We start from the raw sequence: 15,628 nt of genomic DNA, 5'->3' as shown, positions 1-15,628 counted from the left end.
TCACCGCGGATCCGTGCGGTGCTAACGCGGGCCCGTGCGCTTCGGGTCCGACGGCTTTCGGTTCGGGCTTCCGTACTTCGTTTTTCGAGATATCTCGTCCGTCGCTCCCCGTCCGTTCGCGTCGGAGTCGCCCGACCGAGAGGATTTAACACGTCCGCGGAGAGGGTAGCGGTATGGCATCCACGCCCACCGTCGATCACCGCCTCAGCGACCGCGACGAGAACGTCCACCTCGGGATCTGGGACAACTCGCTCGATCCCGCCCTCACGGTGGAGTCGGGCGACGTCGTCCGCTTCGAGTGTCGTGGCGCGCCGAACGGCTCGCTCGACGCCGAATCGACGGTCGCGGACCTGGCGAACCGGTCGTCGGCCGGACACCCACTGACGGGCCCCGTCGCCGTCGCGGGCGCGGAGCCGGGCGACGTCCTGCAGGTCGACCTCCTCGCGTTCCAACACAAGGGCTTCGGCGTGAGCTACTTCCCGCCGGGCGAGTCGGGGCAGGGTCTGCTCCCCGAGGAGTTCCCGGAGCCGGGGATCCACGTGTGGGACCTCGAGGGTGACGTAGGCCGGTTCGTGAACGGGATCGAGGTGCCGCTCGACCCGTTTCCGGGCGTCGTCGGCGTCGCGCCCGCGGCGGACGGCGAACACAGCACGACCCCGCCGCGGCGCGTCGGGGGCAACATGGACGTCAAACACTTCACGGCCGGGTCGACGGTGTACCTCCCCGTCGAGGTCGCGGGCGCGCTGTTCAGCGTCGGCGACTGTCACGGCGCACAGGGCGACGGCGAGGTGTGTCTGACGGGTATCGAAGCGCCGATGTTCGTCACCGCGCGCCTCTCCGTGCAGACGGACATGGCGATCGACCAGCCGCGGTTCGAGACGAACGGGCCGTTCACGCCGACCGGTCACGACGAACGGATGTACGGGACGACCGGGATCGCCGACGACCTGATGGAGGCGACGAGGCTGGCGATCCGCCACATGATCGACTACCTCCACGAGGAGCGAGGGCTCACGCGGGCGGAGGCGTACATCCTCTGTTCGGCGGCGGTCGACCTGAAGGTGAGCCAGGTCGTCGACGCGCCCAATTGGACCGTCTCGGCGTACCTCGCGGAGAGCCTCTTCCCGCCGACGGACCGCACGGATCGGGAGGAGTAGCGAAGGGGCCGAGAGGGACGGGTCGGTGCGGCGGGAGGAGCGGGTCGGCGAATCGCGAAAAACGAGTCGGTCGACGGCCGTTACAGGTCCTCCGCGACCGCCTCGATCACGCGGGCGCTCGTCCGGACGCCGTTCTCGAAGCAGTCGACGTCGAGGTGTTCGTTCGGCGAGTGGTTCCCCTGGTCGTGGTTGGCGTAGGGGACGACGAGCACGGGGACGTCGGCGAGCGCGTCGACCTCGCGGAAGTACGCCGCCGGGAGGCTGCCGCCGAGGACGGGGAGTTCGATCGGCGACTCGCCCCACACCGTCTCGAGCGCGCGATCGACCGGGTCGGCCGCTGGCGTGTCCACCGGGGTCTTCATCGGCGGGAACGTGCTGTGTTTCGTCGCCTCGACGTCGGGGTTCACCGCGTCGAGGTGCGTCTCGATCGCCTCGAAGACCGCGTCCGGGTCCTGTCCGGGGACGAGCCGACAGTCGAACTTCGCCGACGCGACCGCGGGCAGCACCGTCTTCGTTCCCTCGCCCTGGTAGCCGCCGGAGAGCCCGTTGATCGTCAGCGTCGGCCGCGTGAGCAGCCGCTCGTAGTAGGGGCGCTCGCTCGCGAAGTGGGTCAACTCGAGCTCCGCCGCGATCGACTCGGCGTCGTCGGGGATGGCCGCGACGAGCTCGCGGTCCGCCTCCGTCACCTCGATCCCGTCGTGGAAGCCGTCGACGACGACCTCGTCGCCGTCGGCCGCCCGCATCGACGACAGCGCCTCGACGAGCTCGTTGGTCGCCGCGGGCACCGGCCCGCCGAAGTTGCCCGAGTGGAGGTCGGTGTTCGCGGTGCGGTGGTCGAGCTCGACCGAGAGCACCCCTCGGTTGCCGTAGATCAGCGTCGGCTTCCCCTCGCGGACGCCGTCGGCGTTCGCGACCGCGTGTCGCGGGCCGTCGGCGACGTAGACGAGGTCGACGTCGGCGAGTTCGGCCGGCTGGGACCGGAGGTACTCGCGGAGCCCGTCGCTACCGCTCTCCTCGCCGCCCTCGACCACCAGCTTCACCTCGACGTCCGGGAAGGCGTCGGCGGCGAGCAGGGCGTCGACCGCGAACGCGTGCGCCGCGAACTGCCCCTTGTTGTCGCCGGCCCCGCGCGCGTAGATCGAGCCGTCGCGGATCGTCGGCTCGAAGGCGGGCGACTCCCACTCGTCGTCGTCGCCCGGCGGCTGGACGTCGTAGTGGCCGTAAAACAGCACCGTCGGGACGTCGTCCTGGGTGTCCCCGTCCGCCGCCCCGGAGCCGTCGGTCGGGCCGCGTTCCGCGTACACGACCGGGTAGCGGCTCGTCTCGATGGCGCGGGCGTCGAGCCCGGCGTCGGCGAGCGTCTCGACGACGAGGTCGGCGGCGTCGTCCATCCCCTCCCCGGTCGTCGAGACGCTCGGCTGGGCGAGCAGCTCGAACAGTCGGTCGCGGTAGTCGTCGAGGCGGTCGTCTATCGTCGTCGCGAGCGCGTCGGTCGGCATGCCTGCACCGACGCCGGGGTGGGCCCTCGGGTTTGTGGTGCCGGCACGGTCGGCCGGTGTTCGTGTCGACCGGTATGCGTATCGCACGGTGTTCGCATCGGGATCGGAGACCGCGTCGGGAGGACGTTCGCGTCGCCCGACCGCCGCCGGGTCGGGAGTCGACCGAAACGACAAGGGCGTTCCGGGCCGAACGCCCGGACATGGCTACCCTCCTCGTCGTCGGCGGCAGCGGGTTCATCGGGCGGTCGGTGTGCCGGATGGCGGTCCGTGACGGCCACGACGTCCGGAGCGTCTCGCGTCGGGGTCGCCCCGACGTCGACGCGCCGTGGACGGATCGAGTGTCGTGGACGAGCGCCGACCTCTTCCGCCCGAACGTCTGGCGTGACCGGCTCGACGGCGTCGACGCGGTCGTCCACTCGGTCGGGACCCTGACGGAGGCCCCGACCGAGGGCGTCACGTTCGAGCGGACGAACGGCGACGCGGCGGTGATCACGGCGCTGGAGGCCGAGCGCGCGGGCGTCGGGACGTTCGTCTTCCTCTCGTCGGCGGTGAAGCCGCCGGGCGTCCGGGGCGCGTACTTGATCGCGAAACGGCGCGCGGAGGCGTCGATCGCGGGGCTCGATTTCGACGCCGTAACGCTCCGCCCGGGGCCGGTGTACGGGCCCGGACAGACGCACTTCCCGAGGCCCGTCAACGCCCTTTTCCGGCTCGTCGCGTCGGTCCCGCCGCTGGCCGAGCGGCTCGGGGAGTCGCGGCCGCTCGCCGTGGAGACGGTCGCGCGGGCGGCGTACCGGACCGCACTGGACCCGGACGAGACCCTGCTCGACGTCGCGGACGTGCGGCGCTTGGGGCGGTGACGGGACGGTGACGGGACGGGCGACCGTCGCTCCCGCGGCACTGGGGCGACGGCTGGGAGGGAGCGAAGGCGATGGCTGGGAGGGAGCGAAGGCGACGGTGCGAGGGCGACGACTCGACGACTCAACGATGCGACGACGCGACGCCGGACACGGGGGGCGGGTGACCCGTGGGTAACGACGACGCCCGGATCGACATGACGACGGGAGCGATCCCGCCGCGGCTGTTCCACCTCGCGTGGCCGCTGGTGCTCGGGAACCTCCTCCAGACGCTGTACAACCTCGCGGACATGTTCTGGGTGGGACGGGTGAGCACCGAGGCGGTCGCGGCCGTCTCGTTGATGTTCCCGCTGTCGTGGCTGTTCGTCTCCACGGCGATGGGGCTGACGGCGGCGACGATCGCGCTCGTCAGCCAGCACGTCGGCGCGGGCAACGACCGGCGGGCGGACGCGATCGTCGCCCAGACGTGTCTGCTCGCGACGGTCGTCTCCGTCGCGCTCGCCATCCTCGGGTTCGCGACGCGTCACTGGCTGTTGTTCTGGATCGGCGCGCGAGACGCCGTCTTCGTCGAGGCGCTCGCGTACATCGAAGTGATCTTCCTCACGCTGCCGCTCACGTTCCTCTTTTTCGCCTTCCGGTCGTCGTTACAGGGCGCGGGCGACACGAAGACGGCGATGTGGCTCGTCGCGGTGTCGGCGGGGCTCAACATCGTCATCGACCCGTTCTTCATCCTCGGGTGGGGGCCGTTCCCGGCGCTCGGCACGCAGGGGGCCGCGGTCGCGACGCTCATCGCCCGCCTGTTCGCGACCGCGATCGGGATCTGGATCCTGGTGAAGGGCGACTGGGGGGTCCAGCTACACCTGCGTGACCTCCGACCGGATCCCGAGATCCTCCGGAAGCTGATCGACGTCGGCTACCCCGCGACGATCGACGGCTGGGCGCGGTCGTTCGCGGCGGTCGCGATGGCGGCGCTGGTCGCGCGCTTCGGCCCGGCGGCGACCGCGGCGTACGGGATCGGCGTCCGGCTGATGTCCGTCTCGTGGACGGTCGCGGGCGCGGTCGGGCAGGCGACGGCGACCGGGGTCGGCCAGAACCTCGGGGCGGGCGCGCCGGAGCGGGCGGTCGCCGTCGCCCGGGTCGCGACGCTCGCGACGATGGGGCTGTTGGGCGTCGCCGGCGGGCTGGTGTGGCTGTTCCCCGCGCCCGCGATCGGCGTCTTCATCGACGACCCGGCGACGATCGCGGAGGGAGTCGTCTTCCTGCGGATCGTCGCGCTGTCGTGGGCGTTCTTCGGCGGCCTGATGGTGATTCAGGGGGCGTTCCGCGGGGCGGGCCACACGAAGGCCGCGATGGCGCTGTCGATGCTGTCGCGGTGGGTGTTCCGGATCCCGCTCGCGGCGGTGCTCGCGTTCGGGGCCGTGGCCGTGACCGTCGGCGGGTTCGCGGTCGGCCCCGTCTCGGTGCCGGCCGTCGACGTCGGCTACACCGGGCTCGATTGGGGCGTTGCGGGGCTCTGGTGGGCGTACGCGGCCGCGGCGGTCGCCTCCTTCGTCGTCGGCGTGGGGTGGTTCCTGCGGGGGACGTGGACCGAGGCGGTCATCGAGGACTCCGGGGACGGCGACGCGGACGCACGCGAGGGGTCCGTCCCGGAGACGACCGACGACTGAGGCGGCGGGGGAGCGCGGACGGGGTCAGTCGTGTAACGGGCGTCGGTGTTTGCGTTCGGGCCGACTGCGACACCTTTTCGGTACCGACGCGCGACCGCCGCGGTATGCGTCGGCTCCGTCTCCCGCTCGTACCGAAGCCGCTCCGTTGGGGGGTCGTGCTCGCGGTCGCCGGCACGATCCTCTACTACTCGATCCTGACGCCGCCGGGGTCGGGCACGTTCCGAACCGGCCCGCTCGGGTTGATCCCCTTCTCCGACTGGCTCCACTTCCTGGCGTACGGCGGGTTGGCGGCCACGCTCGCGTACGCGCTCCACGACTCGCCGCGCACGGACCGGCAGGTGCTCGTTCTCGTCTTCGTCGTCGCGTTCGGCTACGGCGCGGCGATCGAACTCCTGCAGGCGACGATCCCCTCGCGGACGTTCGACGTCGCGGACATGGCGGTCAACGCCCTCGGCGCGGCGATCGCGGTGGGCTGCTGGCGCGTGCTCTCCCGATACGCGCGCTTCTACCGGGCGGCCCGGCCGACCGACCTGGAGGCCCCGATCGAGTCGCCGTAGAACGACGCGACGGTGGTCACTCCACGTCCCGCAATACCGTCTCCCCGGGACGCGTCCGCGCGCCGGTCGCCAGCGACACGCCGGCGTTGAGGCTCGTGTCGATCCCGGTCCGGGCGTCGTCGCCGCAGACGACGCCGAACTTCCGGCGCCCCGTCGACGTCGACTCGCCTTTCACCCGGAACCGGACGGGTTCGCCGTCGTGTCTGAGGTTCGCGACGTTCGTTCCCGCCCCGAAGTTGACGTCCCGCCCGAGCACGCTGTCGCCGACGTAGCTCTGGTGGCCGACGGTCGCGCCCGCACAGAGCACGCTGTTTTTCACCTCGACGGCGTGGCCCACCGAGGCACCCTCGCCGAGGTAGGTGACGCCGCGCACGTACGCGTTCGGGCCGACGGTCGCGCCCGCGTCGAGGTAGGCGGGGCCCTCGATCGTGACGCCCTCGCGGACGGTCGCGCCCTCGGCGACGAAGACGGGGCCTCGGAGCGTCGCGCCCTCGCGGACGGTTCCGTCGATACGAACCTCGTCCGCGTCCGCGTCGGCGACGGCCTCCGCGACCGCCTCGGGGACCTTCCACTCGTTGGCGGCCAGCAGCTCCCACGGCCGGCCGACGTCGAGCCAGCGCTCGAACGGGACGGCCCGGACGGTCCGCTCGCGGCAGGCCCGCTCGAGCACGTCGGTCAGCTCGAACTCGCCGCGCTCGGTCGCCGGGACGTCGGTCCAGTCGGCGGCCGCGGCGGGGAAGACGTAGACGCCGGCGTTGATGAGGTCCGACGGCGGGTCGTCGGGCTTCTCGACGACGCCGACGACGCGGTCGCCCTCGGTTTCGAGCACGCCGTACGCGCGCGGGTCGTCCACGCGGTAGCTCCCGACGGCGGGGCCGCCCGCGAACAGCTCGCGCAGCGAGGGGGCGTCGTACAGCCCGTCGCCGTTGAGGACGGCGAACGGGGCGTCCGCGAGCGCGGGGACTGCCCGCCGAACCGCGTCGGCCGTGCCGCGCTGTCGCTCCTGGACCACGTACTCGACGTCGACGCCACGGTGAGCGTCGCCGAAGCGGTCGCGGACGGCGTCGGCCTCGTAGCCGACGACGACGACGAAGGAGGTGGCCCCCGCGTCGACCGCGGCGTCCATCGCGTGTTCGACGAGCGGCCGCCCGGCGACCGGGAGGGTCGGCTTCGGCCGGCGGTCCGTCAGCGGTCGCATACGGGTCCCCTGCCCCGCGGCGAGCACGACTGTTTGCATGGGTCGGCAACCGGGCGGTCGCCACTAATCGCTTCCGGGATCGGCGCTGGCGTTCCGGGATCACGGACGGCGGTTCGCGACCGACGAACCAGGACTCGCGAACCGCGGCTCACGGACCGCGCCCGATCCCCGGTCGGGGGAGAAGGTTAACGGTCACGGCGCGACACCGATCCGTCATGTTCGGAACGAGCGGCATCCGCGGTCCGGTCGGGGAGGAGGTGACGGCCGCGTTGGGGCTTCGGCTCGGCCGCGCGGTCGGGTCCGACGCCGACGTCTCGCGTGCAGTCGTCGGCCGCGACCCGCGAGCGAGCGGTATCCCGCTCGGGGACGCCCTCTCGGCCGGGTTCCGCGAGGTCGGCGTCGACGTGGTCCGGCTCGGGATCGCCGCGACGCCGACGATCGCGCGCGCGGTCGGGTCGCGGGGGGCCGACGTCGGCGTCGCCGTGACCGCCTCGCACAACCCGCCCCCGGACAACGGCTTCAAGCTGTGGAACCCGAACGGGCAGGCGTACCGCGAGCGCCAGCGCGAGGCGGTTACGGAGCGGCTGGAGGCGGGCACACCCGACCTCGTCGGTGCGGCCGACATGGGGTCGGAGTCCCGCTGGGACGGCGCGGCGGACGCTCACCGCGCGGCGCTGCTCGAGGCGGTCGATGGCGGTGCTGACGCCGACGCCAAGGCGGACGTCGGGGGTGGCGCCGAAACTGATCTCGACCTCGACGTGATCGTCGACGTGGGGAACGGCGCGGGCGGGCTCACGGCCGACGCGCTCGTCGCGCTCGGCTGCCGCGTCGAGACGCTGAACGCACAGCCGGACGGGCGCTTCCCCGGCCGGCCGAGCGAGCCCACCGCCGAGACGTGTTCGAGCCTCACCGCCCTGGTCGGGGCGACGGGCGCGGACCTCGGGATCGCCCACGACGGCGACGCCGACCGGACGATGGCGGTCGACGACCGCGGCCGGTTCGTGTCGGGCGACGACCTGCTGGCGGTGTTCGCGCGGCACGCGGTCGAGGCTGCGAGTCCGGCGCATGGGGGGCAACCCGACGACGGTCCGGGCCCGACGGTGGCGGTGCCGATCGACACGAGTCGGGCGGTCAGGGAGCACCTGCGGGCGGTCGGCGGCGACGTCGTGCGGACGCGGGTCGGCGACACCTACGTCGCCGAGGCGGTGACGGAGCCGGGCGTCGTCTTCGGCGGCGAGCCGAGCGGCGCGTGGATCTGGCCCGCGGGGACGCTGTGTCCGGACGGGCCGCTCGCGGCGGTCCGGCTGGCCGCGCTCGCCGCCGAGCGCCCGCTGTCGGAGCGCGTCGACGCGGTCCCGACGTACCCCATCGTTCGCGAGAGCGTCGCGGTCGACGACGGGGACAAACGCGCCGTGATGGCCCGCGTCGCCGAGCGGGCGGCGGAGGCGTACGACGACCCGTCGACGCTCGACGGCGTCCGGGTCGACACCGACGCCGGCTGGTTCCTCGTCCGCGCCAGCGGCACCCAGCCGCTGATCCGGGTGACGGCCGAGGGGGAAACCGAGGCGGACGCGACCGCTCTCCTCGCCGACGCCCGGGCGCTGCTGGACGGGTCCTGAACCGTCCTGAAACTCGGCCAACGTTTCGAGAAAGCTTTTACCCGCTTACCGAAAACGGTGGGCCATGCAAGCCGTCGTACTCGCCGCCGGGCAGGGGACCCGCCTCCGACCCCTGACCGACGACAAGCCGAAAGGAATGGTCGAGGTCGCGGGGAGCCCGCTCCTCACGCACTGTTTCGACAGCGTGATCGATCTGGGGGCCGACGAGCTGCTCGTCGTCGTCGGCTACAAGAAGGAAGTGATCATCGACCACTACGGCGACGAGTACGACGGCGTGCCGATCACGTACGCCCACCAGCGGGAGGCGAACGGGCTCGCGCACGCGCTGCTCACCGTCGAGGAGCACGTCGACGACGACTTCATGCTCATCCTCGGCGACAACGTCTTCCAGGCGAACCTGCGCGACGTCGTGCGCCGCCAGCGCGAGGACCGCGCGGACGCGGCGTTCCTCGTCGAGGAGGTGCCGTGGGAGGAGGCGTCGCGGTACGGCGTCTGTGACACCAACCAGTACGGCGAGATCACCGACGTCGTCGAGAAGCCCGACGACCCGCCGTCGAACCTCGTGATGACGGGCTTTTACACGTTCACGCCCGCCATCTTCCACGCGTGTCACCTCACGCAGCCCTCCGACCGCGGGGAGTACGAGCTCTCCGACGCCATCGACCTCCTCATCCAGTCGGGCCGCACGATCGACGCGATCGGGCTCGACGGCTGGCGGATCGACGTGGGGTATCCCGAGGACCGCGACGAGGCCGAGCGCCGCCTCACCGGCGACGTCGCGGGGGCGGACGCCGAGGACGCCGAAGACGCCGAGGGCGCGGAGTCGTAGTCGGGCCGCCCGGATCGCAACGACCGCCGACCGCCGATCGGTGATCCGCGCCGCCGATCCATCCATCGAACAGCATCGTCGATCGACCACCGACACCACACTTCATGACACAATGACGCTCACGACGGCCGTCGTGCTCGCCGGCGGCGAGGGACGCCGCCTGCAGCCGCTGACCGCGAACCGCCCGAAACCGCTGTTGCCCGCCGGGGGACGCCCGATCCTCGAACACGTGTTCGACGGGCTCGTCGCCGACGGGATCGACGAGATACACGTCGTCATCGGCTACCGCGGCGACCGCGTGCGGGACCGGTTCGGTCCGACGTACCGCGGCGTCGACCTGGTCTACCACCGGCAGGCCAAGCGGCTCGGGAGCGGCCACGCGCTGTTGCAGGCGCGGGCGGCGATCGACGAGCCGTTCCTCGTCGTCAACGGGGACCAGCTCGTCGAGCCCGGGCTCGTCGCCGACGTGACCGACAGCCACGAGGGGACGGACGCGCTCGCGACCCTCGGGGTCGTCCGCACCGCGGCCGCGACCCGGTACGGCGCGGTCGAACTGGGCGCGGACGGCGAGGTCGTCGACCTGATCGAGCGCCCCGACGAGGGCGACCACGAGCTGTTGAACGCGGGCGTGTACGCCTTCGACCGCGGTTTCTTCGACGTGCTCGCGGAGTCGCCGCGGGTGGACGGCTCGATCCCGCTGCCGACGGTCGTGGCGCGGGTCGCCGACGCCGACGGCATGGCGGTCCGGGGCGTGCGGACGGAGGGGTTCTGGACGGACGCGACGTACCCGTGGGACCTCCTCGAAGCGTCCCAACACCTGATGGCGCGCGGCTGGATCCGCGTCGCCGGCGGCGGCGGCGACGCCGGTGATCGCGACGACGCCGGTGATCGCGACGACGTCGGTGATCGCGACGAGACCGCGACCGACCGCTGGGTCGCGGATTCGGCACGGGTGCACCCGAGCGCGACGCTTCGGGGGCCGGTCGTGGTCGACGACGACGCGGTGATCGGCCCGGGGGCGGTGGTCGGCCCGAACGCCGTCGTCGGGCGGAACGCGACCGTCGAATCGAACGCGGTCCTTCGCGGCACCGTCCTCGACGAGGACACGCGCGTCGGCGCGAACGCGACGCTCGTCGACTGCGTCACGGGCCAGCAGGCGCGGATCGGCGCGGGCGTGACCGCCGCGGGCGGGCCCGCCGACGTCCGGATCCGTACCGACGTCCATCCGGACCGCCGGCTGGGCGCGGTGATCGCCGACCGCGCGACGGTGGGCGGCGGGGCCACCCTCGCGGGGGGCGTCCTCGTCGGGCCGAGCGCGACGGTCGGCGACGGGACCCGCGTGCGGAGCAACGTCGCCGCCGACGAGGTGGTGCGGTGATGTCTCGATGGTTCGACGGACACGAGGTGACGCGATAATGTGCGGGATCGTCGGCTACGTCGGCGACGGCGACGCCACCCGGGTGTTGCTGTCGGGGCTCAACCAGCTGGAGTACCGCGGCTACGACTCCGCCGGGATCGCCGTGAGCGACGGCGGGGGCGAGATCTGCGGCGACGGCGGAGTCGACGCGAACGGCGGCGTGAGCTCCGACGGTGCCGGAATCGACGTTCGCAAGCGCGCGGGCGAGTTGGAGAACCTGGAGGCGGCGATCGAGTCGGGCGCTCCGACGGGCTCGGTCGGGATCGGCCACACGCGCTGGAGCACGCACGGGCCGCCGACCGACCGCAACGCGCACCCGCACACCGGCGAGACGGGCGCGGTCGCGGTCGTCCACAACGGGATCATCGAGAACTACCGGGCCCTGAAGGAGGCGCTCGTCGACGCCGGCCGGACGTTCGAGAGCGACACGGACACGGAGGTCGTCCCGCACCTCATCGAGCAGGCGCTCGCTGACGGCGCGGACCCGGAGACGGCGTTCCGGCGGGCGGTGTCGCAACTGGAGGGGAGCTACGCCATCGTCGCCGTCTTCGAGGGGGTCGACGCGCTGTTCGCGGCGCGGAACGACTCGCCGCTCGTGCTCGGCGTCGGCGACGACGGCTACCACGTCGCCAGCGACGTGCCGGCGTTCCTCGAGTTCACGGAGCGGGTCGTCTACCTCGAGGACGGCGAGACGGTGGTGGTCCGCGGCGACGGGGCCACCGTCCGCGACGGCGACGGCGACGTCGTCGAGAAGGCGGTGACGACCGTCGACTGGGACGTCGAGGACACCGGCAAGAGCGGCTACGACCACTACATGCTCAAGGAGATCCACGAGCAGCCGACCGCGCTCCGGCAGTGTCTCTCGGGGCGCGTGAACGAGCTCGACGGGACGGTCGAGCTGCCGGAGGTCGACGGGGTCCCCGCGCCGTCGACGGTCCACCTCGTCGCCTGCGGGACGTCGTATCACGCGGCGCTCGTCGGCGCGGCGCGGTTCCGCGAGGCGGGGACGCCCGCGCAGGCGTTCCTCGCGAGCGAGTACGCGGTGCGGACGCCGCCCGTCGGCGACGCGCTCGTGATCGGCGTCACCCAGAGCGGCGAGACGGCGGACACCCTCGCCGCGCTCCGGGCCGCGCGCAGTCGCGGGGCGCGGACGCTCGCGGTGACGAACGTCGTCGGCTCGTCGGCGGCCCGCGAGTGCGACGACGCGGTGTACATCCGGGCGGGCCCGGAGATCGGCGTCGCGGCCACGAAGACGTTCACCAGCCAGGTCGTGTCGCTATCGCTGCTCGTCGAGCGGCTCGCCGGGTCGGCGACCGGGTCGGAGGCGTCGCGGGAGCGGCTCGCGGCGCTTCGCGACCTGCCGGGGCTCGTCCAACAGGTGCTCGACGAGTCCGCGGCGGCCGCCGTCGCCGAGGCGTACGTCGGCCGGGACGGCTACTTCTTCATCGGCCGGGGGCCGAACCACCCGGTCGCGCTGGAGGGCGCGTTGAAGTTCAAGGAGATCACCTACGAGCACGCCGAGGGGTTCGCGGCCGGCGAGTTGAAACACGGGACGCTGGCGCTCGTGACCGAGCGGACGCCCGTGATCGCGGTCGTCACCGGCGACGACGCGGCCGCGCGCAAGACCGTGAGCAACGTCAAGGAGGTCGAGGCGCGCGGTGCGCCCGTGATCGCGGTGACCGACGGCCGCGCCGGCGTCGCCGAGTACGCGGACCACACGCTCGCGCTGCCCGACGCGCATCCGAGCGTCCTCCCCCTGCTCGCGAACACGCAGCTCCAGCTGGTGGCGTACCACGTCGCGAACCGGCTCGGCCGGTCGATCGACAAGCCGCGGAACCTCGCGAAGAGCGTCACCGTCGAGTAGCGCCGGCGACCGTCGGTGCCCGTTTCGACAGCGGGGTCTCGATCGTACGCCCGCATTACGGTCCGGAACCGCCGTTCCACCGTCCCGGTCGCGTCACGACTATGCAGGGCTTACTTCCGCTTGATCCGTCATTACAATGACTCGATAGGCCTCTTACGTGCCTATGTCGAGTCGACGGGCCGTCGTCTGGTGGGCGTGCGTAGCGGTGTTTCTGTCGGGGGTCGTTCTCGGCGGCGTGGCCCTCGTCGGATCGTCCAGTGCCGATACCCACGCCGGGATCAACGTGGTCGAGGCCGACCTGGTCGACGGTTCGATCGTCGAGGGGGGGCGCGCCGAGGCGACGGCGCGCGTCGAGAACGACGGCGACCGAAGACAGGTCCTCGTCGTGGCACTCACCGCGAACGACGCGACCGTCGCCAGTCAGCTGGTTTCCGTGCGCGGCGGCGAGTCGAGGGAAGTGCGTCTCACCTCGCGGTTCGACGAGGCGGGCGAGTACGTGATCGCGGCGAACGGCGTCGAGGCCGGAACGCTGACCGTCGAGCCGGTACCGGGGGTGGACGTGACGGACGTGGAGCTCGATTCCGGATCGGTCCCCGAAGGAGCGGCGGTCGGGATCACGGCGACCCTCGAGAACGGCGGCGACCAACGCGACGTCCTCGTCGTGGCACTCGAAGTCGACGACGCGACCGTCGCCAGCCGACTGGTTTCCGTGCGCGGCGGCGAGTCGAGGTCGGTCCGTTTCGTCGAGTCGTTCGACGAGGCGGGCGAGTACACGATCGCCGTGAACGGCGTTGAGGCCGGAACGCTGGTCGTCGAACCGACGCCTGAACCAACACCGGAGCCAACGCCGACGCCGACGCCTGAACCCACGCCGACACCCGAACCAACACCGGAGCCAACGCCGACACCCGAACCAACGCCTGAGCCAACACCGGAGCCAACGCCAACGCCTGAACCAACGCCTGAGCCAACACCGGAGCCAACGCCAACGCCTGAACCAACACCGGAACCAACGCCGACACCTACGCCGACGCCTACGCCAACGCCTGAACCAACACCGGAACCAACGCCGACGCCGGAACCGACCCCAACACCGACGCCCGAACCCACGCCGACACCGGAACCGACCCCAACACCGACGCCCGAACCCACGCCGACGCCCGAAGTCGCTCCCGCCGAGATCGCCGCCATGCTCGCCGATCCGGTCGTCACCGTGGGCGAGCCGGCGGTCGTGAACGCGACCGTCGAGAACGCCGCCGAGCTCGACGGTGAGCGCTCGGTCGAGCTCGAAGTCGACGGCGTCGTCGTCGCCAACGAAACCGTCTCCGTCGATGGCGACGAGGCGGCGAGCGTCTCCTTCACCGAATCGTTCGACGAGGCGGGCGAGTACGCGATCGCCGTAAACGGCGTCGCCGCCGGACCGCTGGCCGTCGAACCGGCTGCCGAACCCGAGCTCTCAGTGACGAACGCGACCGTGGACCCGAACGCGATCCTCGCAGGTGGATCCGTCGAGGTCGCGGCGACGGTCGAAAACCGCGGCGAGCAGGCCGGCGAATCCGATATCGGACTCGAGATCGGCGGAGAGATCGCCGATCGTCGGACGGTCTCCGTGTCGGGCGGCGGCTCGGAGCGCGTCTCCTTTACCGAATCCGTCGACGAAACCGGGACGTATGAGATCGCCGTGAACGGGACCGTGGCGGGAGCACTGACCGTCGAAGCCGACGACGGCGACGAGGCGGACACGGTGGACGGTTCGGACTCGTCAACGACGTCGAGTTCGTCGGGTTCCTCCGGGTCGTCGAGTTCGTCGGGTTCCTCCGGGTCGTCGAGTTCGTCGGGTTCCTCGTCCACGTCGGGAACCGGAACCGGTGCGAGCAGTTCCGGCGGGAGTAGCTCCGGCGGCGATTCCGCCGAGCCGACGACGACCCGATCGATGGCCGACGGCACCGTCGTGGTCGAGGTGACCGGCGCGAGCGGCGATCCGATAGCCGTGCCGCTGGAGGCGTCCGGCCCGTCCGAGGCGGATCCCGCGGTGTCGCTGTCCGCGCTCGTGATCGACCCGCGTGACGACCGCGCCGAGTTCGAGGCCACGATCACGGCTCCGTCGGCGGGGCCTGGAGGGCTCCCCGCCATCCTGCACGGTGAGGCGCTCGCGTACGTCGACCTCCGGACGGACCTCGACGCGAACGAGACGACCGACGTGACCCTGCGTTTCGACCTCGACCGGGCCGCGATCCCCGACGAACTCGACTCCGAGGCCATCGAGGTGCTGCGGCACGCCGACGACGAGTGGACCACGACGGACGTGGACCACGACGTCGACGGGGACACACACACCGTGACGCTTCCCGAGGCCTCGCCCGTCGCCGTCGCCGCCCTCGAACCCGGCACCGTCGAAGTCGTGGACGCCGAGGTCCCCGCCGGCTGGGTCCGTACCGGTCACGAGACCACGGTGCAGGCGACCGTCCGCAACCCCGGCGACCGGCCGGAAACGCACACCGTGACCGTCCGCATGGACGGCGAAGCGGTCGGGGAACGGACGGTGTCGCTCGAGCCCGGGGAGACCGAGACCCTCGATATCGGGTTCGAACCAACCGGTGACGGGGCGGTGACGCTCGACGGCACCGAGGCGGGCGTGATCGCCGTCGGAGACGGCCCCGAGGATCGATCGGGGGACGAGTCAGGCGACGGTTCTGGAGACGGCTCCGGGGACGACCCCGAGGACGGCGGAGCCGTCCCGGAAGGCGAGGCCGACACGTCGGACGGCGTTCCGGGGTTCGGCCCGGTCGCGGCCACGGTCGCGCTCCTGGTGGCGACGCTGTTGGGTCGGGTGCTGGTGGGTCGGCGTTGGCGAGTCGAACGCTGACGAGTCGGGCGCTGGGTGGCCGATCGCCGGTGGATCGGGAGCGACGCTTCTGAACGAGCGGGGGGTCCGGTAGGTCCGGACGCGACCGTCGAAGCCGGGTC

11 protein-coding genes are annotated in these 15,628 nt (G+C 72.1%); 9 read left to right on the top strand and 2 right to left on the bottom strand.

What is annotated here, in order from left to right:
- Positions 1–173 precede the first annotated feature (173 nt).
- Positions 174–1,157 carry an acetamidase/formamidase family protein gene (locus tag GRS48_RS10555; protein ID WP_159486217.1) on the top strand — a complete coding sequence of 328 codons (984 nt, stop codon included), beginning with the start codon at positions 174–176 and terminating at the stop codon, positions 1,155–1,157.
- Between the two features lie 80 nt (positions 1,158–1,237).
- Here GRS48_RS10555 and GRS48_RS10550 read toward each other — a convergent pair whose 3' ends face one another.
- Positions 1,238–2,656, bottom strand: coding sequence for a M20/M25/M40 family metallo-hydrolase (locus GRS48_RS10550; protein WP_159486215.1), 1,419 nt, complete (start codon positions 2,654–2,656; stop codon positions 1,238–1,240).
- Positions 2,657–2,856: 200 nt separating this feature from the next.
- On the opposite strand from GRS48_RS10550, the gene GRS48_RS10545 reads away from it, so the two are divergent.
- From GRS48_RS10545 to GRS48_RS10535, 3 genes are all read left to right on the top strand, one after another.
- A complete protein-coding gene (locus GRS48_RS10545; RefSeq protein ID WP_159486213.1) occupies positions 2,857–3,513 on the top strand; it encodes an NAD(P)-dependent oxidoreductase in 657 nt (218 codons plus the stop codon).
- 194 nt (positions 3,514–3,707) lie between these two features.
- On the top strand, positions 3,708–5,177 hold the full coding sequence (locus GRS48_RS10540; protein ID WP_159486464.1) for an MATE family efflux transporter: 1,470 nt from the start codon (positions 3,708–3,710) through the stop codon (positions 5,175–5,177).
- A gap of 104 nt (positions 5,178–5,281) precedes the next feature.
- Complete coding sequence (locus tag GRS48_RS10535; RefSeq protein ID WP_159486211.1) at positions 5,282–5,734, top strand: VanZ family protein; 453 nt, start codon at positions 5,282–5,284, stop codon at positions 5,732–5,734.
- Positions 5,735–5,750: 16 nt separating this feature from the next.
- Here the strand turns inward: GRS48_RS10535 and glmU are convergent, their stop codons facing one another.
- Positions 5,751–6,971: a bifunctional sugar-1-phosphate nucleotidylyltransferase/acetyltransferase gene (glmU, locus tag GRS48_RS10530; protein ID WP_159486210.1), complete on the bottom strand. Its 1,221-nt coding sequence runs from the start codon at positions 6,969–6,971 to the stop codon at positions 5,751–5,753.
- A 176-nt stretch (positions 6,972–7,147) separates the two neighbouring features.
- Here glmU and glmM point away from each other — a divergent pair, with 176 nt between their 5' ends.
- From glmM to GRS48_RS10505, 5 genes are all read left to right on the top strand, one after another.
- Positions 7,148–8,551: a phosphoglucosamine mutase gene (glmM, locus tag GRS48_RS10525; protein ID WP_159486208.1), complete on the top strand. Its 1,404-nt coding sequence runs from the start codon at positions 7,148–7,150 to the stop codon at positions 8,549–8,551.
- 64 nt (positions 8,552–8,615) lie between these two features.
- Positions 8,616–9,380 carry a UTP--glucose-1-phosphate uridylyltransferase AglF gene (gene aglF / locus GRS48_RS10520; protein ID WP_159486206.1) on the top strand — a complete coding sequence of 255 codons (765 nt, stop codon included), beginning with the start codon at positions 8,616–8,618 and terminating at the stop codon, positions 9,378–9,380.
- Between the two features lie 112 nt (positions 9,381–9,492).
- Complete coding sequence (locus GRS48_RS10515; RefSeq protein ID WP_159486204.1) at positions 9,493–10,758, top strand: sugar phosphate nucleotidyltransferase; 1,266 nt, start codon at positions 9,493–9,495, stop codon at positions 10,756–10,758.
- Positions 10,759–10,795: 37 nt separating this feature from the next.
- Positions 10,796–12,661, top strand: a complete 1,866-nt coding sequence (glmS, locus tag GRS48_RS10510) for a glutamine--fructose-6-phosphate transaminase (isomerizing) (protein WP_159486202.1) — start codon at positions 10,796–10,798, stop codon at positions 12,659–12,661.
- 163 nt (positions 12,662–12,824) lie between these two features.
- Positions 12,825–15,527, top strand: a complete 2,703-nt coding sequence (locus GRS48_RS10505) for a CARDB domain-containing protein (protein ID WP_159486200.1) — start codon at positions 12,825–12,827, stop codon at positions 15,525–15,527.
- Positions 15,528–15,628 lie beyond the last annotated feature (101 nt).

It is taken from the genome of Halorubrum sp. JWXQ-INN 858 (genome assembly GCF_009806985.1).
Classification (GTDB): Archaea; Halobacteriota; Halobacteria; order Halobacteriales; family Haloferacaceae; genus Halorubrum.
This window is presented reverse-complemented; position numbering and strand designations above follow the sequence as displayed.